Annotated in this window: 24 protein-coding genes and 2 tRNA genes; 11 read left to right on the top strand and 15 right to left on the bottom strand. The window is 62.6% G+C overall.

The annotated features are described in order from the left end of the window. Positions 1-11 precede the first annotated feature (11 nt). The 3 genes from LB564_RS00565 (at position 12) to LB564_RS00555 (ending at position 2,950) form a co-directional block, all read left to right on the top strand. Complete coding sequence (locus tag LB564_RS00565) at positions 12-1,052, top strand: sugar ABC transporter substrate-binding protein (protein ID WP_224534336.1); 1,041 nt, start codon at positions 12-14, stop codon at positions 1,050-1,052. A 117-nt stretch (positions 1,053-1,169) separates the two neighbouring features. Beyond that, a complete protein-coding gene (locus LB564_RS00560) occupies positions 1,170-2,165 on the top strand; it encodes an ABC transporter permease (RefSeq protein WP_224534335.1) in 996 nt (331 codons plus the stop codon). Positions 2,166-2,179: 14 nt separating this feature from the next. Continuing rightward, positions 2,180-2,950: an SDR family oxidoreductase gene (locus LB564_RS00555; RefSeq protein WP_224534332.1), complete on the top strand. Its 771-nt coding sequence runs from the start codon at positions 2,180-2,182 to the stop codon at positions 2,948-2,950. Positions 2,951-3,059: 109 nt separating this feature from the next. Here LB564_RS00555 and LB564_RS00550 read toward each other — a convergent pair. Continuing rightward, positions 3,060-3,136 (bottom strand) — tRNA-Asp (locus tag LB564_RS00550). Positions 3,137-3,351: 215 nt separating this feature from the next. On the opposite strand from LB564_RS00550, the gene LB564_RS00545 reads away from it, so the two are divergent. Then, positions 3,352-3,427 (top strand) — tRNA-Val (locus LB564_RS00545). 11 nt (positions 3,428-3,438) lie between these two features. On the opposite strand, the gene rbsK is transcribed toward LB564_RS00545, so the two are convergent. Genes rbsK through LB564_RS00530 form a run of 3 tightly spaced genes read right to left on the bottom strand, consistent with a single transcriptional unit; the run spans position 3,439 to position 5,932 of the window. Continuing rightward, positions 3,439-4,383 carry a ribokinase gene (gene rbsK, locus LB564_RS00540; protein WP_224534331.1) on the bottom strand — a complete coding sequence of 315 codons (945 nt, stop codon included), beginning with the start codon at positions 4,381-4,383 and terminating at the stop codon, positions 3,439-3,441. 4 nt (positions 4,384-4,387) lie between these two features. After that, entirely contained in the window at positions 4,388-4,840 is a 453-nt protein-coding gene (locus LB564_RS00535) for an RbsD/FucU family protein (RefSeq protein WP_224534329.1), read from the bottom strand. 42 nt (positions 4,841-4,882) lie between these two features. Further along, a complete protein-coding gene (locus tag LB564_RS00530; RefSeq protein WP_224535374.1) occupies positions 4,883-5,932 on the bottom strand; it encodes an ABC transporter ATP-binding protein in 1,050 nt (349 codons plus the stop codon). A gap of 276 nt (positions 5,933-6,208) precedes the next feature. On the opposite strand from LB564_RS00530, the gene LB564_RS00525 reads away from it, so the two are divergent. The 4 genes from LB564_RS00525 (at position 6,209) to LB564_RS00510 (ending at position 11,041) form a co-directional block, all read left to right on the top strand. Then, positions 6,209-7,876, top strand: coding sequence for an ABC transporter substrate-binding protein (locus LB564_RS00525; protein WP_140706803.1), 1,668 nt, complete (start codon positions 6,209-6,211; stop codon positions 7,874-7,876). Positions 7,877-7,964: 88 nt separating this feature from the next. Then, complete coding sequence (locus LB564_RS00520; RefSeq protein WP_224534328.1) at positions 7,965-9,086, top strand: carbohydrate ABC transporter permease; 1,122 nt, start codon at positions 7,965-7,967, stop codon at positions 9,084-9,086. A gap of 6 nt (positions 9,087-9,092) precedes the next feature. Next, positions 9,093-10,010 (top strand): carbohydrate ABC transporter permease, encoded by a 918-nt coding sequence (locus LB564_RS00515; RefSeq protein WP_224534327.1) that lies wholly within the window; start codon positions 9,093-9,095, stop codon positions 10,008-10,010. Between the two features lie 440 nt (positions 10,011-10,450). Beyond that, a complete protein-coding gene (locus LB564_RS00510) occupies positions 10,451-11,041 on the top strand; it encodes a flavodoxin family protein (protein WP_224534326.1) in 591 nt (196 codons plus the stop codon). A 107-nt stretch (positions 11,042-11,148) separates the two neighbouring features. Here the strand turns inward: LB564_RS00510 and LB564_RS00505 are convergent, their stop codons facing one another. Both LB564_RS00505 and LB564_RS00500 read right to left on the bottom strand, forming a co-directional pair. Then, entirely contained in the window at positions 11,149-11,892 is a 744-nt protein-coding gene (locus LB564_RS00505; protein ID WP_224535371.1) for a creatininase family protein, read from the bottom strand. Between the two features lie 3 nt (positions 11,893-11,895). Further along, complete coding sequence (locus LB564_RS00500) at positions 11,896-12,441, bottom strand: SIS domain-containing protein (RefSeq protein WP_263491571.1); 546 nt, start codon at positions 12,439-12,441, stop codon at positions 11,896-11,898. A 211-nt stretch (positions 12,442-12,652) separates the two neighbouring features. Here LB564_RS00500 and LB564_RS00495 point away from each other — a divergent pair, with 211 nt between their 5' ends. Next, positions 12,653-13,675: an aldo/keto reductase gene (locus LB564_RS00495; protein ID WP_224534324.1), complete on the top strand. Its 1,023-nt coding sequence runs from the start codon at positions 12,653-12,655 to the stop codon at positions 13,673-13,675. A gap of 81 nt (positions 13,676-13,756) precedes the next feature. Here LB564_RS00495 and LB564_RS00490 read toward each other — a convergent pair whose 3' ends face one another. The 4 genes from LB564_RS00490 to LB564_RS00475 all read right to left on the bottom strand — a co-directional run bounded on the left by LB564_RS00490 (position 13,757) and on the right by LB564_RS00475 (position 19,109). Next, the gene (locus LB564_RS00490; protein ID WP_015318196.1) at positions 13,757-14,029 is read right to left on the bottom strand and encodes an HU family DNA-binding protein; all 273 of its coding nucleotides are present in this window, start codon (positions 14,027-14,029) and stop codon (positions 13,757-13,759) included. A 196-nt stretch (positions 14,030-14,225) separates the two neighbouring features. Then, positions 14,226-16,637: an endopeptidase La gene (gene lon, locus LB564_RS00485; RefSeq protein WP_224534323.1), complete on the bottom strand. Its 2,412-nt coding sequence runs from the start codon at positions 16,635-16,637 to the stop codon at positions 14,226-14,228. Positions 16,638-16,909: 272 nt separating this feature from the next. After that, complete coding sequence (clpX, locus tag LB564_RS00480; protein WP_023759839.1) at positions 16,910-18,184, bottom strand: ATP-dependent Clp protease ATP-binding subunit ClpX; 1,275 nt, start codon at positions 18,182-18,184, stop codon at positions 16,910-16,912. Positions 18,185-18,479: 295 nt separating this feature from the next. Continuing rightward, a complete protein-coding gene (locus tag LB564_RS00475) occupies positions 18,480-19,109 on the bottom strand; it encodes an ATP-dependent Clp protease proteolytic subunit (RefSeq protein ID WP_140706817.1) in 630 nt (209 codons plus the stop codon). Between the two features lie 338 nt (positions 19,110-19,447). Here LB564_RS00475 and LB564_RS00470 point away from each other — a divergent pair, with 338 nt between their 5' ends. Beyond that, on the top strand, positions 19,448-20,041 hold the full coding sequence (locus LB564_RS00470; RefSeq protein WP_224534321.1) for a hypothetical protein: 594 nt from the start codon (positions 19,448-19,450) through the stop codon (positions 20,039-20,041). Positions 20,042-20,043: 2 nt separating this feature from the next. On the opposite strand, the gene LB564_RS00465 is transcribed toward LB564_RS00470, so the two are convergent. Continuing rightward, positions 20,044-21,147 carry an NAD(P)/FAD-dependent oxidoreductase gene (locus tag LB564_RS00465; RefSeq protein ID WP_224534319.1) on the bottom strand — a complete coding sequence of 368 codons (1,104 nt, stop codon included), beginning with the start codon at positions 21,145-21,147 and terminating at the stop codon, positions 20,044-20,046. A gap of 105 nt (positions 21,148-21,252) precedes the next feature. Between LB564_RS00465 and LB564_RS00460 the strand changes: the two genes are divergently transcribed. Further along, positions 21,253-22,503, top strand: coding sequence for a cytochrome P450 (locus LB564_RS00460; RefSeq protein WP_224534317.1), 1,251 nt, complete (start codon positions 21,253-21,255; stop codon positions 22,501-22,503). Positions 22,504-22,537: 34 nt separating this feature from the next. Here LB564_RS00460 and LB564_RS00455 read toward each other — a convergent pair whose 3' ends face one another. From LB564_RS00455 to LB564_RS00440, 4 genes are all read right to left on the bottom strand, one after another. Then, positions 22,538-22,888: a cupin domain-containing protein gene (locus LB564_RS00455; protein WP_224534315.1), complete on the bottom strand. Its 351-nt coding sequence runs from the start codon at positions 22,886-22,888 to the stop codon at positions 22,538-22,540. Positions 22,889-22,893: 5 nt separating this feature from the next. Continuing rightward, the gene (locus LB564_RS00450; protein ID WP_224534313.1) at positions 22,894-24,174 is read right to left on the bottom strand and encodes an O-acetylhomoserine aminocarboxypropyltransferase; all 1,281 of its coding nucleotides are present in this window, start codon (positions 24,172-24,174) and stop codon (positions 22,894-22,896) included. 157 nt (positions 24,175-24,331) lie between these two features. Further along, a complete protein-coding gene (locus LB564_RS00445; protein ID WP_224534311.1) occupies positions 24,332-24,853 on the bottom strand; it encodes a CoA-binding protein in 522 nt (173 codons plus the stop codon). Beyond that, positions 24,850-25,626, bottom strand: coding sequence for an AAA family ATPase (locus tag LB564_RS00440; RefSeq protein ID WP_224534309.1), 777 nt, complete (start codon positions 25,624-25,626; stop codon positions 24,850-24,852). Before LB564_RS00440 ends, LB564_RS00445 begins: the two co-directional genes overlap by 4 nt. Positions 25,627-25,630: the final 4 nt, after the last annotated feature.

Below are 25,630 nucleotides of genomic sequence, written 5' to 3'. Positions count from 1 at the left end.
GAGCCAACGACATGAAGCGAATACTTCTTGCTGTCTTCGGTATCCTGGCACTGGCCTTTGCCACGCTCACGCCGGCATTCGCGCAGTCCAAGGGTGTCGTCTATTACATGGTGCCGACACTGCTCGACGAGTTCCAGACCGGCTCGGTGAGCGCGCTGGAGCTGTTCCTGAAACAGACCGGCTACGAGATGAAGACGCTGAACGCCGACAACAAGACCGACGCGCAGCAATCGCAGATGAACGACGTCATCGCGCTGAAGCCGGCGGCGATCATCCTGGCGGCGGTCGATTTCAATGCGCTGAAGCCGTCGATCGAGGCGGCCCGCGCGGCCGGCATCCCGGTGGTCGAGTTCGACCGCCAGATCACGTCGACGCCGTCCGACTTCACATCGGTCGCGGGTACCGTCGAAATCGGCTACGTCGCCGCCGACCAGGCCGAAAAGCTTCTCAAAGCCAAGAATGGCGCGGTGAAGGGCAAGGTGCTGCAGGTGCTTGGTGACCCCGGCGATCCCTATACGCTCGACATCCAGAAAGGCTTCGAGGAGAAGATGAAGGCGTTCCCGGACGTCAAGATCATCTCGCTTCCGGCCATGCAGTGGGAAGCCAGCAATGCCGGCACCATCGTCGCCGACCAGATGCTTGCCAACCCCGACATCGACCTGATCTTCAGCCATGCCGCGCACCTGTCGGTCGCCGCCGTCGCCTCGCTCGAGGCCGCCGGCAAGAAGCCGGGCGACGTCATGCTGATGAGTTCGAACGGCGCGCCGGTCGGCCTCGACCTGATCCGCAAGGGCTGGCTCAACGTCGAGGTCGAGCAGCCGCTTTACGCGCAGGCGGCGGCCGTCGCCATGTTCATGGACAAGGTCGTCAAGAAGGAAGAGATCAAGCCCGGCGAATATGACGTGCTCGGTCTGAAATCGACCGTCACCAAGGAAGCCTGGGGTCCCAACATCAAGATCCCGGGTGCTGCGATCACCAAGGAAAACGTCGACAATCCGGCCTTCTGGGGCAACCAGAAGCCACCGACCGATACGGTCAAATCAGTCGAATAGGCATGTCGCCTGAAACGCTCCGGGCCAGCTCGGTCCGGAGCCGCTTCCCCGTAATTCCAATCCGCGCATCACCCCGCGAGAATCGTTCTCCGGATCATGCGCCAGCCGGATCAGCTCATGAACCCCCGCACCCGCCATGCCCTGGAGTTCGTTCTCGACAACCTCGTCTGGTTCATGCTGCTGTTCGTGCTGGTGGTCTTTTCCATCTTCATCCCGAACTATTTCCAGCTCGGCATCTTCGCCAACATCATCGAGGCCTCCAGCGTGCTCGGCGTGATGTCGATCGGCCTGGCGCTGGTCATCATCGCCGGCCACATGGATTTGTCCGTCGAATCCGTCGCGGCGCTCAGCGCCATGGCGGTCGGCATCCTGTTTTGCTCCTCGGGTATCGGCATGGGCGTCCAGCTGCATCCGGAGTGGCTTATGGTTCCGGTGTCGCTGCTGCTGGCGCTTGCCGTCGGCGGCCTCATCGGCGCCTTCAACGGCTATCTCGTGGTCAAGGTCAAGATGAGCGCCTTCATCATCACGCTGGCGTCCTACATCTGGGTACGCGGCCTGGTGCTGGTCGTTTCGGGCGGCCGCTCCGCGCAGGACCTGGCGCCTGCCATCCGCTGGTTCGGCATCCAGCGGCTCGCCGGCCTACCGCTCACCGCCTGGATCGCCATCGCCTGCTTCGTCATTTTCTCGCTGATCATGGCCAGGACGCCGTTCGGCAGACATCTCGTGATGATCGGCGGCAACGAGACGGCGACCTTCCGCGCCGGCATCCGGGTGAACCGCAACCTGATCATCGCCTTCGTGCTTGCCGGCGCCATCGCCGGCCTCGCCGGCTGGTTGCTGGCGATCCGCACCTCGGGCGCTACCGCCAATCTCGGCGTCGGTCTTTTGTTCAACGCCTTCGCAGCCGTGGTTATCGGCGGTGTCAGTCTGAAGGGTGGCGTCGGCACCTTGCCCGGCGTCTATGCCGGCGTGCTCCTGCTCTCGGCCATCAACACGGCGATCAACCTGATGGGCCTGCCCGCCAATTTCACCCAGGTCATCCATGGCCTGCTGGTGCTGGCGGCCGTGCTGCTCGACGCATTCAAGCAAACCATTCGCCAAAGATTGGCGTAAGGCGAGGATTTGGCATGACAGGACGACTGGAAGGCAAGGTGGCGTTGGTCATCGGTGCCGCGCGCGGCATCGGCAAGGGCATCGCGCTGCGCTTCGCCGAGGAAGGCGCAAGGCTGGTCCTGGCGGACTCAGAAAGCGAGGCCGGGCAAGCAAGCGCGGATGAACTGGGCGTCCCCTTCATCCGCACCGACATCTCGCAAATGCGCGACGCCGAGGCCGCGGTGGCGCTTGCGCTGAAACACCATGGCAGGCTCGACATCATCGTCCAGAATGCCGGCATCTACCCCTGGCAACTGATCGAAAACACCAGCGCCGACGACTGGGACCGCGTCATGGCCGTCAACCTGGGCGGCACCTTCAATGCCAGCCGCGCGGCCCTGGTGCCAATGAAGGCGCAGCGCTCTGGCCGCATGCTCTACACCTCCTCGATCACCGGCCCGCATGTCACCAGCCCTGGGCACGGCCATTATTCGGCGACGAAAGCGGGCATCAACGGCTTCATCCGCGCTGCGGCGCTGGAATTCTGCGGCTATGGCATCACCGTCAACGGCGTCGAACCCGGCAATATCCTCACCGAAGCCATCCGCGAGCATCGCGGCGACGCCTACATCAAGAACATGGAGGATTCGATCCCGCTCGGTCGCCTCGGCAGCCCACGCGATGTCGCCAACGCCTTCCTGTTCCTGGCCTCGGACGACGCCAGCTACATCACGGGAACGACCATTGTCGTCGATGGCGGACAGTTGCTGCCGGAGGGCAAGGATTTCAAGATGGTGCCGCCGTGATGAACACAAGCAAGCCGGATACGGAAATATCCGGGCTATCTGCTGAAAACTTGTGATAATCGACGTCTACATTTCTCTGGAGACAAGGGCTTGAAACCCTTGAGAGAAATGGCGCGAGTGACGGGGCTCGAACCCGCGACCTCCGGCGTGACAGGCCGGCACTCTAACCAACTGAGCTACACCCGCGCATTTGACGAGCGCGTGTCCGCGTTCGTCGTTGGGGCGGTGGATAAGGGGTTCGGTACCGGGTGTCAAGCGCGGGAAGACAGCATAAACGCAAAGTCGAGAAGGTTTTTTGACAGCCGGCGATTTGGTCGCAGATGCGGCCGTCGAACAGGCCGCCGGCTGATCATTTGGCCTTGCGAAGCCGAGCCCGACCGCTTAAAGGTCCGGCCCGGAGAGGGCGATTAGCTCAGTTGGTAGAGCGCTTCGTTTACACCGAAGATGTCGGCGGTTCGAGCCCGTCATCGCCCACCATTCAAGCCTCTTCAACCCCTCGCCAGCAACGTCTCGACTTCTTCCAAGGTCGGCATCGACGGCGCGGTCCCCGGTCTTGTCACCGAAATGCCGGCCACGGCACAGGCAAAGCGCACCGCCTGCAGCGGCTCCACGCCTCGCGAAAGTGCCGCTGCCAGGCCGCCATTGAATGCATCGCCTGCCCCCGTGGTCTCGACCACGGGCCCGGCGCTGATCGCTGGGACATGCTCGGAGCGATGCTTCGTGTGCAGGAGCGCGCCCTTGTCGCCGAGCGTGACGATGACCGTACCTACACCCTTTTCGAGCAGTTTTCCGGCAGCGGTGCGCGCTTCGTCGACCGAGGAAACCCTTAGCCCGGTCAATTCCTCAGTCTCCGTCTCGTTGGGCGTGAGATAGTCGCAGAGCGTGTAGATGCGGTCGGGAAGCTTTGCCGCCGGCGCCGGGTTGAGGATGGTCGTCACCCCTGCCCCGCGCGCGATCTCCAGCGCCCGCAGCGCGGCCTCGATCGGCTGTTCGAGCTGCGTCACGAAGACGCCCGCACCACGGATCAGCCCGGCACTGGCCTCGATATCCCCAGGCGAGATCAGCATGGCCGCGCCGGGGCTGACGATGATGGCGTTGTTGCCGCTTCCCTCCTCGACGAAGATGTAGGCAGCACCGGTATAGCTGTCCGGCGTGTCGATGGCGGCGCTCTTCACGCCGGCATCCGTCCAGGTCCGCTTGGCCATGTCGGCGAAGGCATCGACGCCGAGCCGGGTCAGGAACGTGACGTCGGCTCCCAGCCTGCCGGCGGCCACCGCCTGGTTCGACCCCTTGCCGCCCGGCCCCAGCTTGAAGGAATTGCCGAGGATGGTTTCGCCCATGCGCGGCTGGCGCTGCGCCCTGTAGGCGGTATCGGCGACAAATACACCCAATATCACGACAGGCTTCATGACGATCGGCTTGCCCGAACCCATGTCTCTACTCCGCGTCCGGCGGCACGACGCCCTTGCGGAAGGCGAAGCAGCCATAGAAGCGCCGTTCGCCGGTCTGGATGACGCAATAGGCCTGCTTGGCGCGTTCGTAGAAGGCGTAACGCTCGACCGGCACCATCGGCCAGGACTTGCCCTCGGCGGCGTCGATCTCCTTCTGCACTTCCTTTTGCACGGCCGGGATCTCGTCCGGCTTGCCGACGATCTCCATGCGGGCGGCCGAATCGTCGACGAACGTGTCCAGCGGGTAAAGCGACAGCACCGCCTTCACCACTTGCGCCGCCGAGGCGTCGACGCGCAGCACCCGGCCGAGCGCGGTCCGGCGCGCCACCGAATCGGAGGGGAAGTTGGTGTCGGCGATGATCAGGTCGTCGCCATGTCCCATCGCCCGCAATGCCTGGAGCACGTCGGCATTGAGCAACGGATCGATCCCTTTGAGCATGATGGTCCTCGTGAAGTGCGTTGGAGATCAGAGACGTTGAGATCAGAGACGCTGGCCGGTCTCGGCGTCGAACAGATGGATATGGTCGAGCCTTGGCCGAAGCGTCAGCGTGTCGCCAGGCTTGAAGTCGTGTCGCTCGCGAAACAGCGCCACCATCTCGCCGTCGCCAAACCGCAGGAAGACCAGGGTTTCCGAGCCGGTCGGCTCGACCACCGAAATCTTCGCCGGCACGCCATCGGGATGGATTTCGAGATGTTCGGGGCGCACGCCATAGACCACCGCGCGGCCCTCCTCGACGGCGTTGCCAGGAGCAGCCGGGAACAGCGCTCCGGCAATGTCGACGCCGCCCTTGCGCGCGGTGCCCTTTAGCAGGTTCATCGACGGCGAGCCGATGAAGCCGGCAACGAAAAGGTTCGCCGGCCGGTCGAAAAGCTCCAGCGGCGCGCCGACCTGTTCGATGCGCCCGTCGCGCATGACGACGATCTTGTCGGCCATCGTCATGGCTTCGATCTGGTCGTGGGTGACATAGATGGTGGTGGTCTTCAGCCGCTGGTGCAGTTCCTTGATCTCGGTGCGCATCTGCACGCGTAGCTTGGCGTCGAGGTTCGAAAGCGGCTCGTCGAACAGGAAAACCTGCGGATTGCGCACGATGGCGCGCCCCATGGCGACGCGCTGACGCTGGCCGCCGGAAAGCTGGCGCGGATAGCGCTTCAGATAGGGGCTGAGGTCGAGGATGTCGGCGGCGCGCTTGACCCGCTCGGCGACCACGGCCGGATCCGTCTTGCGCAGCTTGAGGGCAAAAGCCATGTTCTGCTCGACCGTCTTGTGCGGATAGAGCGCATAGTTCTGGAACACCATGGCGATGTCGCGCTTTGCCGGCGGCAGATGATTGACGACGCGGTCGCCGATGGCGATCGTTCCGCCGGAGACGGTCTCCAGCCCAGCCACCATCCTGAGCAGCGTGGACTTGCCGCAACCGGACGGGCCGACAAGCACGACAAACTGGCCATCGGCAATGTCGACGCTGACTTCGTGCAGAACATTGACGGTTCCAAACGCCTTGGCCACATTGCTGATCGCGACTTGAGCCATCATTCCCCCATCGGCTCCACTGGCCGTAGGCGCAGAAGCTAACCAACGCGACCGGTCAGGGCAAGTCGGTCTCTTATAGATAAAAACCCGTCCTCGTTGACACGGCGTTTGGTTGTGAGAATAGTGACGAGCGCCAATCCGAACGCCGGTACTCTACCCGAAAAAACGGAACGCGAAGCGACGCAGGTTGGGGTCCTGGTTTCGCTTCTGAACAAGGCCAGCGCCCGGCACGATTGGCACTTCGATTCACGACTAACGTTCTGGGAGGAATAGTCCATGCGAGTAGGTCTTTACGACAAACTGGTCCGTGCCGGCGCTACAAGGCGCGACATATTGAAGGGCGCGGCCTCGATGGCCGCGATCGCGGCCGCTTCCGGTGCCGGACTTGGCGCCCTGACGCGCCCGGCTTCCGCCGCGAGCGAACTGCGCTCGAAAATCCTGCAGATCCCCGGCGTTGGCAAAGGCCAGCCGACCGACGCCGACTTCCAGAAGGTCGGCGAGCTTTGCCTCGAGGCGACAAAGGCCAACGTCAAGGAAGGCGAATTCGCCGGCGTCGAACTCACCTTCATGGGCCTGAACAACCAGAACCTGCACAATGTGCTGTTCCGTGGCTTCCTGAAGCCGTGGGAGACCTATACCGGCGCCAAGATCAGCTGGATCGACCTGGCGCAGGCCGACTACAACGCCCGCCTGCAGCAGTCGATCGCCACCGGCACCGTCGATTTCGACATCATCGAGATGGGCGCGCCGTTCGAGGGCGACGTCTGCGGCAAGGGCCTGACGTCGGAGATGCCCGACTGGGTCAAGAAGCAGATCGATTTCGACGATCTCGTCAACTACCTCAAGCCGCCCGTCGGCACTTGGGACGGCAAGCAGTACCGCGTTACCATCGACGGCGACACGCACAACTTCAACTACCGCACCGACGTGTTCGCCGATGCCGACCTCGCCAAGCAGTGGAAGGACGGCGGCGGTGAGGGTGAGTGGGGCGTGCCGAAGACCTGGCAGCAGGTGCAGGCCGTGACCAAGTTCCTGAAAGGCAAGAAGTTCAAGGGCCAGGACGTCTACGGCTATCTCGACGCGCCCAAGCCGTGGGGCGGTTTCGGCTTCTACTTCCTGGGCAGCCGCGCCACCGCCTATGCCAAGCATCCCGACGACAAGGCCTGGCTGTTCGACGCCGACACGATGAAGCCGCGCGTCAACAATCCGGCCTGGGTACGCGCCATCCAGGACGTCATCGACGCGCTGCCGTCGGAACCCGCCGACCAGATCAATGCCGACCCGAACACCACCGCCTTCCAGCAGTTCCTGGCCGGCACCGGCTCGATGATCCCCTGGTGGGGCGACGTCGGCTCGAACGTCAAGACCAACGATAGCTCGGTCATCGGCGACGTCACCGGCTTCTCGATCCTGCCGGGCTCCGACGATGTCTACAACTCCAAGACCGGCAAGTGGGACAAGCTCGCCAGCGGCCCGAACTATTCGCCGAACTGCGCCTATCTCGGCTGGGGCGTCTATGTCATGGCCCGCGTCGATAGCGACGAGAAGAAGAAGAAAGCGGCATGGTCGGCCGCCGCCCATCTCGGCGGCAAGGACCTGTCGATCTGGACGGCGATGTATCCGTCGGGCTTCCAGCCTTACCGCAATTCCCATTTCGACATTCCCGAGTGGGTGGCGGCCGGCTACGACGAGGCGTTCATCACCTCGTATCTGAAGTCGGAAGGCGACAGCTACAACCATCCCAACGCGGCGATCGAGCCGCGCATCCCCGGCATCTTCCAGTACTACAGCGCCGCCGAGGATATCCTGGCCAACACCTTCGCCGGCAAGATGAAGGCGCAGGAAGGCGCCGATGCCATCGCGGCCGCCTGGGAGAAGCTGACCGACCAGATCGGCCGCGACAAGCAGATCAAGCTCTACAAGGCCTCGCTGGGCTTGGCCTGATCCATCGACCATGGTCCGGCGGCTTGCCCGCCGGACCATATCCGACCGGTTCCGGTGATCCCGGACCTTTGCAAAACGGGCGAGATTTGTGGCTGACCAGACTTCGACCGCGACCCGGTGGCCTGCAGACGCCGCCCCCTATGATCTGATCCCGCCACGCCGCCGGCGTTTGGGCTGGGCGCTGATGGCGCTTGCCACGCTTGGCCTGTTGGCAACGATCGTGCTGCAGATCCTCTACAAGACCGAGGTCGACACGATCGGCTTCGAGACGTGGCGGCCCGTGGTCTATGCCTATGTGCTGTGGGGCGTGGCGATCGGCATCGGCCAGGTCCTGACCCGCGGCGAGGACGGCCAGCGCGCGCTGTTCCTGCTGCCCGCCCTCTTGTTCACCATCGCGATGGTGATCTTCCCGACGCTGTTCGGCTTCTACATCGCGCTCACCGACTGGAACCTCTCCTCCTTCAGCGGGCGCAGGTTCAACGGGCTCGACAATTTCTGGCAGATGCTCGCCGATCCCTACTACCGCAACGCGCTGTTCAACATGGTGCTCTACGTGCTGGCGGTGCTGGTCGAATATGTCATCGCCTTTGGCCTGGCGCTGCTGCTCAACGCGCAGATCCGCGCCCGCAAATTCTTCAGGGTGGTGTTCCTGATGCCGCTGATGCTGTCGCCGGTCGCGGTGTCGTGGATGATCGGCAAATCGCTGATGGAATACCGCTTTGGGCCGGCGGCGACGCTGGCGCGGCATATCGGCTGGGAAGACCCGGCCTTCTTCTCGAACCCGATCACCGCCCGTATCTCGATCATGCTGCTGGACGCATGGACCTTCATTCCGTTCATGATGATCATGCTGCTGGCCGGGCTGCAGGCGATGTCGCGCGAGGTGCTGGAGGCGGCGCGTGTCGATGGCGCGACGGCCTGGCAGACCTTCTGGCAGGTCACGTTCCCGCTGATGCTGCCGGTGTCGGTGACGGCGGTGATCCTGCGCATCATCTTCAAGCTGAAGCTTGCCGACATCATCATCACGGTCACCTCGGGCGGTCCGGGCGGCGCCACCGATTCGGTGTCGAGCTTCATCTACCGCGAATACCGCGACCGTTCGAATGTCGGCTACGGCACCATGCTGGCGATGGCCTATCTCGTCATCATCGTGGTGTTCGTGACCTGGCTGTTGAAGTTCGCCAGCCGTTTCGTGCGCAATGTGAATTAGGTTGAGATGAGCGTCCAGACCACCGACTACGTCGCATCCGAGATCCGCTCGCCGGCGAGCTTCGTCGCCAGCCGCGTCTTCATCTATGGCGCGCTTGCCTTCTGGGCCTTCATCTGCCTGTTTCCGATCTACTGGACCATCACCACGTCGTTCAAGACGGCGGTGGACGTCACCCAGGGCCACTTGATCCCGTTCGTCGACTTCCAGCCGGATTGGAAAGGCTGGCGATCGCTTGGCTTGTCGCCGGACTCGATCCTCCAGACCTCGACGGTGCGCGACGAGTTCCTCAAGCGCTTCATGAACTCGGTCATCACCTCGGTTGGGGCGTCGAGCCTGGCGATCGTCATCGGCAGCCTCGCCGCCTATGGCCTGACCCGCTATCGCTACCATTTCGCCTGGTTCAAGAACGAGGACATCTCGTTCTTCTTCCTGTCGCAGCTGATTCTGCCGCCGGTAGTGCTGGCCCTGCCCTTCCTGGTGCTCTACCGCGAAGTCGGCCTGCTCGATACGCGCGTCGGGCTGATCCTGCTCTACACGCTGATGGTGCTGCCGATCGTCATCTGGATCATGCGCGACCAGTTCAATTCCATCCCCGTCGAACTCGAGGAAGCAGCCCTTGTCGACGGCCTGTCGATCTGGGGCGCCTTTTTCCGCATCGTCATGCCGATCGCCCTGCCAGGCATGGTCGCGGCATTCATCCTGGCGATGGTGCTGTGCTGGAACGAGTATTTCTTCGCCGCCCTTTTGACCTCGACCGACGCCAAGACAATTCCCGTCATGGTGGCCAGCCAGACCGGCTCGCAAGGCATCAACTGGTGGTCGATGGCCGCCCTTGCCACCGCAGCGATCGCGCCGCTTGCCGTCATCGGGATTGCACTGGAGCGCTATCTCATCATGGGCATGACGGCGGGTGCGGTGAAGTAGCCATGGCTGGCTCAGATTGGTTCGCACGCGGCATCCGTGTCGGTTGTGTCGGCCGCGACCGCTACGGCAAGGGCGCCATGCAGATAGCGTAGCACGGGACGCGCCGTCATTGCCGGCTTTGTGCTGGCAATGCTTTGCGGCGGCCTGCTCATGGCCCTGGTGGGTTTTCCGCCAACCACCTTGCACTCGGAATAGCCCTCTATGTCATCTGGGAATAACCGGCACCGTTACCTTCATCTGGGCCGTGGCCATCCGCAAAGCCAGTTCGACGACATGCTGCCCTGCGTCTATTCGGAGGTGGCTTTGGTGTCACGCATCGGAGTGATCCGGGAATCCAAAGGTAAAGAGCGAGTATCGTCGACTTTGAAGCCATGATTGGGGATACTCAAACCCGTGCCATTCAGTATCGAGCTGTCACGCCTTACTTAGGGATCCTCCACATGGACAAAGCGACAACCATCATTGGAATAGATTGCAGCCCACGCGCGTCCAGTAATTCAGGGCGCATGCTCGGCGAGGTTCTTCGCTCACTCGAGAGAGATTGGCGGGTGAAGGTCGTGGAACAGGTGCGTCTGGCCGATGAGCGTATCGACTGCCTCGGGTGCGAGCAGTGTTATCAAACGCTCGGATACCACGGCGACGGGATCGATCGTGTTCTGTCACTCATGAAAGAGTCGGACGTGATCCTGATGGCCACTCCCACCTGCTTCGGAATGCCGCCGGCCCTGGGCGTCGTCTTGCTCGACAGATTGGATCCCCTGTGGCGCGACGGACAACAGCTCAAAGGAAAACTCGGAGCGGTCATCGTCAACGGCGCCACCGATCCCGCGGACGATCCGAGTGTGCACCAATGCGCGGACAACATGATCAAGTTTTTCGAACAGCACGAGATGCCCTGCGTCCAGCCGGTCCATCTGGGGGGAACGCTCGCGTATCCCGAGCAACGGTTTCCAGACCCGCTCCCTGCCGAGACGACAGGCGTTCTCGAGCAATTGGCTGACGAGATCCGGCAGTGGGTCGGGAGCAGGTGATCCACATCTCTTCCCACTTAAGGCCGTGGCTGAGAACAGCGGTTACCCAAAAGCGATCCTGACAAATCCATCGCCGACTACCGGGCGGAGCGGCCTAAAAGCCGGGGTTAGGCCTTTAGGATTTCCCGCAGGTGATCCATGATCATGGCGACACCCTTATTGCCCAAACTCGCCGATGCATCCTTGGCACCGGCCGTATACCAGCCAGTGTTGTCAGCGAAATGCGTTGGATCGACTGCTTCCGGGCATAGCGCCAGCATCAGCGATGTCTCGCCAATGCCGGCGTGGTCGAACGGGTACCTGCCGTTCATCGTCGCCGGCATCAGCGGATGCACCTGCACCCAGTTGAAGAAATTTTCGCCTGCCGCATGTCCGGCATAGTAGTCGGCCATGGTCTGGGAACCCCACCACCCCTCGCCGCGCTGCTCCTCGAGGAAACGGAAGATCGCCTGACGCCCGGCGGTCTTGAAGGCGAGATCGGTCGGCATGCCGGCGGCGAAATTCTCGGTCTGGTGATGGATGATGGCGTGGATGTTGCGAAAGCCGATGCGCAGCAGGCCGTAGAACAGCGCCTCACCGAACGGCGCCAGCTGATTGCCGCCGACCTGAACGGAGCCGCTGCCTTCGGGTGGGGCCACCGCATAGCTCGCCGCGCCATAGTAGAAGGGCGGCAGGATGACGATGTCGCTCTCCTTTTCGAACAGCTCCAGCGTCTTGATGACGGCCAGCGTGTCCATGCCGACGGCCATGTGCTCGCCGTGGTATTCCAGCACGCCGAGCGGCAGGACGACCGGCCAATACTCGGCGATCGCCTTGCGGATCTGGTGCGGCAGCATCAGTTCATAGCGCATCATCTATTCCATGTTGGTGTGGCGGGCGCGCATGGCTTCCGGCGACGCCGCGGTCATGTCCCTGAGTTTCAGCACCATGATCTCGAACAGCAGGAACAACGCTCCCTCGAACACCGAGCCCATCGGCAGTACCGACGTCTTTCGCGGCCCCTGGTCGTCGGCCATGGTCTGCGCCGGGATCAGCAACGTCAGATCAGCCAGGCTTGCGGCGCTGCCGCCTGGCTGGGCGGTCAGGAGCAGGACGGTTGCGCCCGCCTCACGCGCGATGCGCATCAAGGTGAGCACGGTCGAGGTTTCGCCGGGTCCGGAGCTGACAAGGAAGACATCGCCCTGCCCCACGGGCGGGGTGGTCATGTCGCCGACGACCGAAACCGGCAGGCCCAGATGGTAGAGCCGCATGGCGAAGCCCTTCATCTGCAAGGCCTCGCGGCCGCAGCCATAGGCGACGATCTGCCTGGCTCCCACCAGCATCCCGCAGGCGGCGTCGATCCGGTCGCCGTCGATACGCGCCAACACCGCGCCAAGCTCGTCGAGAGCGGTCGTGAACATCCGTGAGCTGGAGTCGCTCACCGCAGCCCCGCCCGCGAGCCGGCAATCGAAGATGATTGGCAATTCCCGATCACGCTTTCCCCCGGAACAGCTTGATTTCGTTCATGCTAACAACCGCGAAAAAGCGTGTCCAACGCTCGGCGGTGCTTTTGCCAAGCCACGAGCATGATAGTGTCATGTCAGACAAATCAGCAAGGCAGACGGGCACGACATGAAGACACGGCACTTCGACCGCATCGGCAATGGCGGCATCACTTTCACGGAGCTGGGTTTCGGCACGGCGCCGCTCGGCAATCTTTACCGCGCGGTCTCCGACGAGGACGCCAATGCGACGCTGGAGACCGCCTGGGCGACCGGCTGCCGCTACTACGACACGGCACCACTCTATGGGCTCGGCCTGTCGGAAACGCGCCTCAACCCGTTCCTGCGCGGCAAGAAGCGCGACGATTACGTGCTGTCGAGCAAGGTCGGCCGCATCATGCGCGCCTGCCCGCCGGAAGAGCGCACCGGCATCGGCAAGTTCTTCGACACGCCGTCGCGCAAGGAAGTCTACGACTACAGCTATGACGGCGTCATGCGCTCGTTCGAGGCCTCGCTCGAGCGGCTCGGCGTCGATCGCATCGACATCCTGTTCGTGCACGATGTCGACATCTTCACCCATGGCAGCAAGGAGGCGTCCGACCAGCGCATCGAGGAGTTCATGCGCTCGGGCTATTATGGCCTGCTCGCCTTGCGCGACCAGGGCGTCATCAAGGCGTTCGGCGGCGGCATCAATGAATGGCCGGTCGCCCAGACGCTGGCCGAGCGAGGCGATTTCGACCTGTTCCTGCTTGCGGGGCGCTACACGCTGCTGGAACAGGAGGCGCTGACATCCTTCCTGCCGCTCTGCCAGAGGCGCGGCATCGGCATCGTTCTGGGCGGGCCCTACAATTCCGGCATCCTGGCGACGGGACCGAAGCCTGGCGCCTACTACAATTATTCCGAAGCGCCCAAGGATATTCTCGACCGGGTCGCCGGCATCGAGAGCGTCTGCAAGCGCCATGGGGTCAGGCTGATCGAGGCGGCGTTGCAATTCCCGCTGCTGCATCCCTCGGTCGTTTCAGTGATCCCCGGCGGCCAGCGGCCTGAAGAAGTCGAAAGCAACCGGTCGCTGCTCGACGCGAAACTGCCGGCGGCACTTTGGGCCGATCTCAAAAAGGAAGGCCTAATGCGCGCCGAGGCGCCGACGGCATGACCGGCGACCGGGGGTTCGCCTGGACAAAAGAAAAGCCGGGCATGCCCGGCTTTCCTGGTCTTTTGAAAATGAAAAACGCGCTTAGTTGACGGCGTCCTTGAGGCCTTTGCCGGCCGAGAACTTCGGCACGGTGCGCGCCGGGATCTTCACTTCGGCGCCGGTCTGGGGGTTGCGGCCGGTGGATGCGGCGCGCTTTGACACGGTGAAATTGCCAAAGCCGACAAGCCGGACATCGCCGCCCTTCTTCAGTTCGCCGGAGATGACAGAAAACACTGCATCGACCGCGGACTGCGCGTCACCCTTCGAAATGCTCGCGGCGTCGGCGACAGCGGACACCAGTTCGTTCTTGTTCATAAAAATTCCCTTCCATGAGAACACCGGAACTCACGACTCATCCGGCAGGAAACGGACTTTAGAAAGAAGCGTTCCCGCAACCAAGTCGAAAAGGCAGGAAAAAAGCGGAAAAAGCCCGGAATTCCGGGGTTTTTCACATGAAAAAGCCGGGCGCGAGGCCCGGCTTTCTGTTTGTGCGCTGCAACTTTAGTAAAAACTAATGTGCGAGCGACTTTCCGGCGTCATCCGAGGTGTCCGTCGCGGCCGGCGGATTGACCGGTTCGACCCATTCGATCGGCTCCGGCATCCGCACCAGCGCGTGGCGCAACACCTCACCGACCCGCGAGACCGGAATGATCTCCATGCCGTTCTTCACATTGTCCGGTATCTCCGCCAGATCCTTGGCGTTGTCTTCCGGGATCAGCACCTTCTTGATGCCGCCGCGCAGGGCGGCGAGCAGCTTCTCCTTGAGGCCGCCGATCGGCAAGATGCGGCCGCGAAGCGTTATCTCGCCAGTCATCGCCACATCGGCCCGGACCGGAATGCCCGTCAGCACCGACACGATGGCCGTGGCCATGGCCGCACCAGCGGACGGACCGTCCTTCGGCGTGGCGCCTTCCGGCAAGTGGACGTGGATGTCGCGCTTGTCGAACAGCGGTGGCTCGATGCCGAAATCGATGGCACGCGAGCGGACATAGGAGGCGGCCGCCGAGATCGATTCCTTCATCACATCGCGCAGATTGCCGGTCACCGTCATGCGGCCCTTGCCGGGCATCATGACGCCTTCGACCGTCAGCAGCTCGCCGCCGACTTCCGTCCAGGCAAGACCGGTAACGACACCGACCTGATCGTCAGCCTCGACCTGGCCGAAGCGGTAGCGCTGGACACCAAGGTAATCGGCGAGGTTCGCCGCCGTGATGTTCACCGTCTTCTTCTTCGTCTTCAGGATCTCGGTCACCGCCTTGCGGCCGAGCTTCATCAGCTCGCGCTCCAGACTCCGGACGCCCGCTTCACGGGTGTAGGTCTGGATGATGGCGCGGATCGCATCCTCGCCGACGGAAAACTCCTTCGGCTGCAGCGCGTGATCGCGGATCACCTTCGGCATCAGGTGCCGCTTGGCGATTTCGATCTTCTCGTCCTCGGTGTAGCCGGCGATACGGATGATCTCCATGCGGTCCATCAGGGGCGCAGGGATGTTCAGCGTGTTCGCCGTCGTCACGAACATCACGCTCGACAGGTCGTATTCGACCTCGAGGTAATGGTCCATGAACGTCGAGTTCTGTTCGGGGTCGAGCACCTCGAGCAGCGCCGACGACGGATCGCCACGGAAGTCCTGGCCCATCTTATCGATCTCGTCGAGCAGGAAGAGCGGGTTGGACTTCTTGGCCTTCTTCATCGACTGGATGACCTTGCCGGGCATCGAGCCGATATAGGTGCGCCGGTGACCACGGATCTCGGCCTCGTCACGCACGCCGCCAAGCGCCATGCGGATGAATTCGCGGCCGGTTGCCTTGGCGATCGACTTGCCGAGCGAGGTCTTACCGACGCCGGGAGGGCCGACGAGGCACAGGATCGGCCCCTTCAGCTTCTTCTGGCGGCTTTGCACGGCAAGGTACTCGACGATGCGGTCCTTGACCTTGTCGAGGCCGAAATGATCGGTGTCGAGGACGTTCTGCGCGTAGGCGAGATCCTGCTTGACCTTGGAGTTCCTGCCCCACGGGATCGACAGCAGCCAATCGAGATAATTGCGCACGACGGTCGATTCCGCCGACATGGGCGACATCGTCCGGAGCTTCTTCAACTCGGCTTCCGCCTTTTCGCGGGCTTCCTTGGAGAGCTTTGTCTTCTTGATGCGCGCCTCGATCTCGGCGGCCTCGTCGCGGCCGTCCTCGCCCTCGCCGAGTTCCTTCTGGATCGCCTTCATCTGCTCGTTGAGGTAGTATTCGCGCTGCGTCTTCTCCATCTGGCGCTTGACGCGCGAGCGGATGCGCTTCTCCACCTGCAGGACGGAGATTTCGGCTTCCATGAAGCCCATCGCCTTTTCCAGCCGCTCCTTGACGGAAAGCGTGGCCAGCATCTCCTGCTTCTCGGGGATCTTGATGGCAAGGTGCGAGGCGACCGTGTCGGCGAGCTTGGAATAGTCGTCGATCTGGCTGGCGGCACCCACCACTTCGGGCGAGATCTTCTTGTTCAGCTTGACGTAGTTCTCGAAGTCGGTGACGACCGAGCGGGCCAGAGCCTCGACCTCGACCTCTTCCTCTTCCGGCTCGACCAGCGCCGTGGCCTTGGCCTCGTGGAAGTCGGCACGGTCGGTGAAGGAGACGATTTTCGCACGCGAGGCGCCCTCGACCAGAACCTTGACGGTGCCGTCGGGCAGCTTCAGCAATTGCAGCACATTGGCGAGCGTGCCGATGTCGAAGATCGCATCGGGCTCGGGATCGTCATCGGCGGCATTCATCTGGGTGGCAAGCAGGATCTGCTTTTCCTGCCCCATTACCTCTTCCAGCGCCTTGATCGACTTTTCACGCCCGACGAAGAGCGGAACGATCATATGCGGGAACACCACGATGTCGCGCAGTGGGAGGACCGCGAAGACGCCGTCGCTGGGAGCCTTGGATATTTTGGCCATTGTCCAACCTTTCATGTCGCGGCCACCATCAGGCCAACCGCGAATCTCATATTAACGACCGGGGATCGTTCCGCCTACCACCGTTTGTGACGGGAGTTTTACAGCACGAAATCGGGCACCTCGGCCTTCTCGTGTTAGGTGGATGCAGGCGGGCCAAAGATCAAGAGTTAACATGGTCCGCAATCCACTCCATCACGAGCTGTGCCGGTTCCTCACAGCAAAACGGCGCCGCGAGGGCGCCGTTCCACAAAAATATAGGGCCAAGTGTCATCTCAGGCGCTGACATTGCCCTTCTTTTCCTTCTGTTCGGAATAGATGTAGAGCGGCCGGGCGCTGCCGGTCACCACTTCTTCCGAAATCACCACCTCGCGCACGCCTTCGAGCGCGGGCAGTTCGAACATCGTGTCGAGCAGGATCGCTTCCATGATCGAACGCAGGCCGCGCGCGCCAGTCTTGCGCTCGATGGCGCGCTTGGCGATCGCCGACAGCGCGTTCTCGTGGAAGGTCAGATCGACATTCTCCATCTCGAACAGCCGCTGATACTGTTTGACCAGCGCGTTCTTCGGCTCGGTCAGGATCTGGATCAGTGCCGGCTCGTCGAGGTCCTCCAGTGTCGCCAGGACCGGCAGACGACCGACGAACTCCGGAATGAGACCGAACTTCAGCAAATCCTCCGGCTCGACCAGGCGGAAAACGTCACCCGTGCGGCGATCCTCCGGCGACGCGACGATGGCGCCAAACCCGATCGAGGTCTTCCTGCCGCGATCCGAGATGATCTTGTCCAGTCCGGCGAAAGCGCCGCCGCAGATGAACAGGATGTTGGCGGTGTCGACCTGCAGGAACTCCTGCTGCGGGTGCTTGCGGCCGCCCTGCGGCGGCACGGAGGCAACGGTGCCTTCCATGATCTTCAACAGCGCCTGCTGCACGCCCTCGCCCGACACGTCGCGGGTGATGGACGGATTGTCGGACTTGCGCGAAATCTTGTCGATCTCGTCGATGTAGACGATGCCGCGCTGGGCGCGCTCGACATTGTAGTCGGCCGACTGCAGGAGCTTCAGGATGATGTTCTCGACGTCCTCGCCGACATAACCGGCTTCGGTCAGGGTCGTGGCATCGGCCATGGTGAAGGGCACGTCGATGATGCGGGCCAGAGTCTGCGCCAGCAGCGTCTTGCCGCAGCCGGTCGGGCCGATCAGCAGGATGTTGGACTTGGCCAACTCGACATCGTTGTTCTTGCCGGCATGCGCCAGGCGCTTGTAGTGGTTGTGGACGGCCACCGACAGCACGCGCTTGGCGTAGGGCTGGCCGATGACATAGTCGTCGAGAACCTTGAGGATCTCCTGCGGTGTCGGCACGCCCTCGCGCGACTTCACCATCGAGGTCTTGTTCTCCTCGCGGATGATGTCCATGCAGAGTTCGACGCACTCGTCGCAGATGAAGACCGTCGGACCGGCGATCAGCTTGCGCACCTCGTGCTGGCTCTTGCCGCAAAACGAGCAATAAAGCGTGTTCTTGGAATCACCGCTGTTGTTGCCGACCTTGCTCATTTTCATGTCCTTTCATGGCCGCCCGCCGATGGTCTGGCTGAAAGGGCGCATACTCTATTTATCGCGGGAATCCGCCGCCGCCAGTATCCCGGCTCCCGCAACGTATTCCGTACGAAACACAAATCAGAAAACGTGGCAATGATTCGCAGCTTTCCCACGCAAAGCTAAGCCGTCGAAAATCAACATAGCCTTAACGTAGGCAATCCTGACCCCCGAGGGAACAGCCAATTGTGGCCGAAATGCCGCAAGAGGCGCCAAAAGCGTGTGATGGTGCCATCCAACTGCCAACAAGCCCTTATGCCACGGCCCCTTCGACCGGCTCGCGCGACGAAATGACCTTGTCGATCAGGCCGAAATCCTTGGCCTCGTCGGCGGTCATGAAATGGTCGCGGTCGAGCGTCTTTTCAATCTCCTCGTAGGTCTTGCCCGTGTGCTTGACGTAGACCTCGTTGAGACGGCGCTTCAGCTTGACGATATCCATGGCGTGGCGCTCGATGTCGGACGCCTGGCCCTGGAAGCCGCCGGACGGCTGGTGAACCATGATGCGGGCGTTCGGCGTGGCGAAGCGCATATCCTTGTGGCCGGCGGTCAGAAGCAGCGAACCCATCGAGGCCGCCTGACCGATGCACAGCGTCGACACGGCCGGCTTGATGAACTGCATGGTGTCGTAGATGGCCATGCCCGAGGTGACGACGCCACCCGGCGAATTGATGTAGAGGTTGATTTCCTTCTTCGGATTCTCGGCTTCGAGGAACAGAAGCTGCGCGCAGACCAGCGTCGCCATGCCGTCCTCGACCGGACCGGTGATGAAAATGATGCGCTCCTTGAGGAGGCGCGAGAAAATGTCGTAGGCCCGCTCGCCGCGATTGGTCTGTTCGACCACCATCGGAACGAGGTTCATGTAGGTTTCGACGGGGTTCTTCATCAGATATCTCTTGTCTCGCGGTGGGAGTCCGGCGCCGGACAGGCTGGCAGCTCGGGCAGAATCGGTTCTGGATCGTCAAGATGTAAATAGGATGCCGGCTCATCCTTGTGCAAGGCCGACCCGTCCTAGCCATCTGGGTAAGTCGAATCAAGCTTTACGGCCAGGGATTCGCGTCGGCCGATGCCTTCGCCTCCCGAAGCGGCATGTCCGGGGACCATTGCGTAGCAATTTCTTAACCGCGTCACTTACGAAATACGCGGAAACCGCTTTCCCCCGGGGCAGCTTCTCCTACAATCCAACGTTGAACCGTCATCGCACAGTTCAACACGGGGAGTGCCATGTCAGGGAAAACCGCACGCTTCACCATTGCCGGGCTGGCCGTGCTCGGCTCGATTTCGCAGACGGCGGCCGGTGGCCGCGCCGTCGAATGCTACGAGCCCGTCCGCACACCCGATGTCTACGACACGGTCTACGAGGACGTCATGGTCAGCCCACCCGGCCAGCAGGTCGTCGACTATGACCCGCCGATCTACGGTACGCGCGAGCGCGTGGTGATGACCGCGCCGGCACAGGTTCGATATGAAGTGGTGCCGGCAATCACGCGAACCGTCTACCACACCGTCAGGGTCGACGGCGGCGGCTATTCCTGGGAATGGCGCGTCATCCATGGCCGCCGCGTGCTGTGCAAGGTCTGGCACAAGGCGCGCTACGAACGCGTCGCCGAGACGGTGGTGATCCAGCCGGAACGCACGCGACGCGTCGTCATTCCGGCGCAATATGACAGCATCGCCGAGGAGGTGCTGGTGCGGCCCGAGCAAAGGCGGATCATCGATGTTCCCGCCTCATACCAGACCGTCCAACGGCGCGTGCTGGTGCGCGAAGGCACATCCAACTGGCGGCGGGTGCATATTCCAAGGCATTGCCAGGATTAGGCTCAGGCCATTTCGGCGCGTAGCCAGGCTTTGAGGCCGGTGACATCGCCGTCACCGACAGCTTTCGCAACACGACGCCCGACCGCCGCGCCGAACTTGTAGCCATGGCCCGAACAGGCCGAGACGACCAGGCACTTGCCAGTCTCATGCGCCAGGAATTTCTCGTCATCGGTAAAAGTGTAGGCGCAGGTGACCACTTCGGTGACCTTGTACTCCTCGATGCGGGCGATCGGAGGCGAAAACAGGTTGCGGATCGCCTCGCCCTCGCCGGGCACCGGCTCGCGGTTCCAGTCGGCATCGCTGGTCGGCACCTTGTGCAGGCCCGAGCCGAACTTCATGCCGGCGCCACGGCTGATCGGGATCATGTAGCCGTCGGTCTTGCCGCCGACATCCAGGATGATGGGCGCGGTCTCCCAGGCCGCCTTGAGGTCGGCCGGCGGTTCGACATAAGCGAGGGCCGTACGATAGGTCTTCAGGTCGCCGCCCAATTCCGGAAACAGCTTCAGCACCCAGGCGCCGGCGGCGACGACGATGCGGTCGGCCTGCATCGTCTCGCCACTTTCCAGCACGATATGGCCGGCCTCGGCGTCGATTTCCGTCGCCTTGCTGTGCTCGTAGACATTGGCGCCGTTGGCGCGCAGCCAGTTGGCCAGGCCCGCCGCTATTCTGCGGCAATGCAGTGCGCCGCCTTCCGGCGAAAAATAGGCGTAGCGGAACGAGCCGGCCTCAAGGAACGGCCAGCGTTCGACGGCCGCGTCCGGTTCCAGCAATTCGAAAGGGAAATTTCCCTCTTCCAGACCCTCGCGGTATTCCTCGGCTTCGTCGCCGGGTTCGCGCGAAACGCAGAGGAATCCCCTGGGATCGAGATGGTTCTCACCGAGATCGGCCCACATCTCATCCCAGGCCTGATAGGCTTCGGTGATCAGCCGCCCATACCCGGTTCCCGCACGGTAGGCGCGGCGGATGATGCGGTGATGGTCGCCCGAGGCCGCTAGCGGATTGGGGATCGGCCCCTGCTCGACGATCGACACGGCGTGGCCCCCCTTGACCAGCGACCACGCCGTGGAGAGACCGGCGATCCCCGCGCCAACAACGATCACATTCATCCGTTCAGACCTTTTGCAGCCGCATCGGCTGGCTCAACCAATCAGGCAGCCGGGCGCCAACATACGGTCTGGAATGAGGCTGGCAAGCCGCGCTATGGGTCTGGCATGACCAAATCGACGCTCTCCTACCTGGCCTTTGATCCAGCCACTCTCCGCCTCAGGCTCGATCCGCGTGAACCGGCTTTCTTCCTGAACCCTTACGAGGCCTACGGCGCCCTGCATGAGGCGTCGAATGCGTTTTTCTGGGAAGAGTTCGGCTTCTGGTGCTTTGGCGGCTTCGACGATGTCAACCGGCTGCTGCGCGACCGCCGCTTCGGCCGCCAGAACCCGGCCGGTGTTCCCGACAGCCGCGGCATCGGGCAGGACCGAAGCCATCTCAAGGCATTCGACGGCATCGAGGCCAATTCGATGCTGGAACTGGAGCCGCCTGTGCACACGCGCCTGAGAACGCTGGTCAACCGCGCCTTCGTGTCGCGTCAGGTTGAACGGTTGCGGCCGCGCGTCGAAGCACTCGCCAACGAACTGATCGACCGTTTCGAACCAGGCAAGGCCGTCGATCTCCTGCCGGCCTTCGCCTCTCCCTTGCCGATCACCATAATCGCCGAAATGCTCGGCGTGCCGGTCGAGATGGGGCCCCAGCTGATCGACTGGTCGCATCGCATGGTTGCCATGTACATCCATGGCCGCACGCGCGAAACCGAGGACACGGCCAACCGCGCGGCGGGGGAATTTTCCGACTTTCTGCGCGGCTACGTCGCGGAGCGCCGCAAGAACCCGGGCGACGACCTGCTGTCGCTGCTGATCTCGGCCCAGGAAAACGGCCAGAAACTGTCCGAGGACGAACTGGTCTCCTCGGCCATCCTGCTGCTCAATGCCGGCCATGAAGCGACCGTGCACCAGACCGGCAATGCGGTGCGCTCGATCCTGGCGCAAGGCGGCGACCCACGCCGCTTCTTCACCTCGGCGGAAGCGACAGCGGCAACGGTCGAGGAATGCCTGCGCTTCGACGCGCCGCTGCACATGTTCATGCGCTACGCCTATCAGGAGACCGAAATCGCGCCCGGCATCGTCGTCCAGCCCGGCCAGACGATCGGACTTCTGCTTGGCATGGCCAATCATGACCCGCGCGTCTTTGCCGAGCCGCGGGCCTTCCGGCCGGAGCGGGCCGACCAGAAGAATGTGTCGTTCGGCGCCGGCATCCATTTCTGCATTGGCGCGCCGCTCGCGCGGCTTGAACTGCAGGTTTCGCTGAAAACCCTGTTCGAGCGGCACCCGAAGCTGCATCTTGCCGAACAGCCGCGCTTCCGCGACACTTACCACTTCCATGGGCTGGAAACGCTCGCCGTCGATTTCTGAACGATAGCGGGCCTGGGGCAGCGTGGCGAAATGATCAGAGCTTGATCACGTACTCCTTGCGAGTCGTTTCAAGCACTTCCCAGCTTCCCTTGAAGCCCGGCCGCAGCACGAAACTGTCGCCGGCCCGCACGGTGCGGGCTTCGCCGCCATCTTCGGCAATCACCGAGACGCCCGAGAGAATGTGGCAGAATTCCCATTCGTCATAGACGATGCGCCATTTGCCGGGGGTCGCTTCCCAGATGCCGGCATAAAGGCCGCCGTCGCGCTCCTCGACGTTCCAGGTGCGGAATTTCGGATCGCCCGAGATCAGGCGATCCGGCGCGGGCGCGCCATGTTCGGCGTCGACAGTGTCGACGCCGACGGCAAGGAATTTGGGCTCAGCCATGGCAATCAGACCTTGGCGAGTGCCTGTTCGAGATCGGCGACGATGTCGGTGACATCCTCGATGCCAATGGACAGCCGAACCGTGTCCGGGCCGGCGCCGGCCTTGACCTTCTGCTCGTCGGACAGTTGGCGGTGCGTGGTCGAGGCTGGATGGATGACCAGCGACTTGGTGTCGCCGACATTGGCCAGATGCGAGAAGAGTTCGAGCGCCTCGACGAATTTGACGCCGGCCTCGTAGCCGCCCTTGAGGCCGAAGGTGAACACGGCGCCGGCGCCCAGCGGCGAGTATTTCTTCTGCAAGGCATTGTTCTTGTCGCCGGGCAGACCGGGATAATTCACCCAAGCGACCTTGGGGTGATTGGACAGCCAGCCGGCGACCGTGATCGCATTGTCGCAATGGCGCTGCATGCGCAGCGGCAAAGTCTCGAGGCCGGTCAGGATGAGGAAGGCGTTGAACGGCGAGATCGCCGGGCCGAGATCGCGCAGGCCGAGCACGCGCGCGGCAATGGCGAAAGCGAAATTGCCGAAGGTTTCGTGCAGGACGAGGCCGCCATATTCGGGCCGCGGTTCCGACAGCATCGGGTATTTGCCCGACTTCGACCAGTCGAAGGTGCCGCCGTCGACAATGACGCCGCCGATCGAATTGCCGTGGCCGCCGATGAACTTGGTCAGCGAATGGACGACGATGTCGGCGCCGTGCTCGATCGGCCGGATCAGATAGGGCGAGGCCAGGGTATTGTCGACGATCAACGGCAGGCCGTGCTTGCGCGCGATGTCGCCGATCTTCTCGATATCGACGAAGGTGCCGCCCGGATTGGCCAGGCTCTCGATGAAGATCGCCTTGGTCCTGTCGTCGATCTGGCTCTCGAAGGTCGAGATGTCATTGGTGTCGGCCCAGCGCACCTCCCACCCATAATTCTTGAAGGCATGGCCGAACTGGTTGATCGACCCGCCATAGAGCCTGGTCGCGGCAACGAAATTGTCGCCGGGCTGCATCAGATTGTGGAAGACGATGACCTGCGCGGCATGGCCGGAGGCAACCGCCAACGCAGCCGTGCCGCCCTCGAGTGCGGCGACGCGCTCTTCGAGCACAGCCTGGGTCGGGTTCATGATGCGGGTGTAGATGTTGCCGAAAGCCTTCAGCCCGAACAGCGAAGCGGCATGATCGGCATCGTCGAAGACGAAGGAGGTCGTCTGGTAGATCGGCGTGGCGCGCGCGCCGGTGGCCGGATCGGGCTTGGCGCCGGCATGGACGGCGAGCGTGTTGAAACCGGGCGTATGGGTCACTGAAACCTCCCTCGATAACCTTCAAAATTCGCTGAGCATTCTTGGCGAAGCGCGGCGTCGAATGCAAAGAAGAAAATACCTTTCGGCGCCGATCCTTCGATCGCACCGCAGGATAATACGGCATTGTGCGGAATAATTTTGCGCCGCTGCGTAATGCCTATTTCTGACGCACGCCAAAACTCTGAAAACCCTGACGCATCAGCGGCTTCTTCGACGACAGCACGCCGGAGTTGACGCCGGTCCAGCCGATCTCGCCGGAGAGCTTGCCATATTCGATCTTGGGGCAGCGATTCATCACCACCTTGATGCCGGCCGCCTCGGCGCGCGCGGCCGCCTCGTCATGACGCACGCCAAGCTGCATCCAGATGACTTTCGGCAAGGGATCGAGTTGCAAGGCCTCGTCGACAATGCCGGGAACCGCCGCGGCATTGCGGAAAATGTCGATCATGTCGATGGGTTCGGGAATGTCTGCCAGACGAGCATAGGTCATCCGGCCGAGTATTTCCTTGCCGGCCTGGCCGGGATTGATCGGGAAAACCGAAAACCCCTTGGCCAGCAGGTATTTCAGCACAAAATAGCTCGGCCTGACATCATTGGCCGACGCCCCGACCATGGCGATGGTCTTCACCGAATTGAGGATGCCGCCGATATAGGCGTTGTCGTAGCTATCGTGGTTCATGGCTCGTCCTCATACAACGCCTCAGCGAGAAAACCATCCGGGTCATTGCTGAAATCACGCAGCATGCGGAAGTGGTCCGTGTCACGAAAGTCGGAGGGCTCGAGCCCGAAGCGGCTGATGCGAAACAGCCGCGCGCCCGGACAGGCCATCAGTAACGGCGAATGGGTGGCCATGATCACTTGCGCCGTGCCCGACTGGTTCATGCGCCGCAGCATCTTGAGCAGTTCGATCTGACGCGAAGGCGACAGCGCGCTCTCTGGCTCATCGAGAATATAGATGCCTTGCCGGCGGCAGCGCTCCTCGAAAAAGCGGATGAAGCCTTCACCATGCGACCAGGACAGGAAATCCGGCGGCGCACCGCCAGAATCCAACGCCGCCTGGTCGAGATAGCGGGCCACCGAGTAGAAGGATTCGGCGCGGAAGAACCAGCCCGCGGTGACTTTTGGCAGCCAGTGGGCTCGGAATGTATCGGCCAGGGCCGCACCACTCTTGTCGATGGCGCCGGAATGGTCGACCGGGCGATAGCCTTTGCCGCCACCGGCCTCATCGTAGCCGGCAAGTGCGCCGATCGCCTCGAGAAGCGTGGATTTGCCGGTGCCGTTCTCGCCGACGATGATGGTGATCGGGGTGGTGAATTCGAGCTCGAACTCGCGGCCGCGAAACAGCGGCAGGTTCCAGGGGTATTTTTCCCGATCGGCCACACGCTCGGGATCGAGAAGGATGCGCTTGAGATATGGCGCCTTGAGCCGCGTCAGCTGCTTGCGATAGGCCATCACG

The sequence above is a fragment of the Mesorhizobium sp. ES1-6 genome, from assembly GCF_020164775.1.
In the GTDB taxonomy this organism is placed as follows: Bacteria; Pseudomonadota; Alphaproteobacteria; order Rhizobiales; family Rhizobiaceae; genus Mesorhizobium.
The sequence above is the reverse complement of the archived record's forward strand: the minus strand, read 5'-3'. Positions and strand labels throughout refer to the sequence as shown.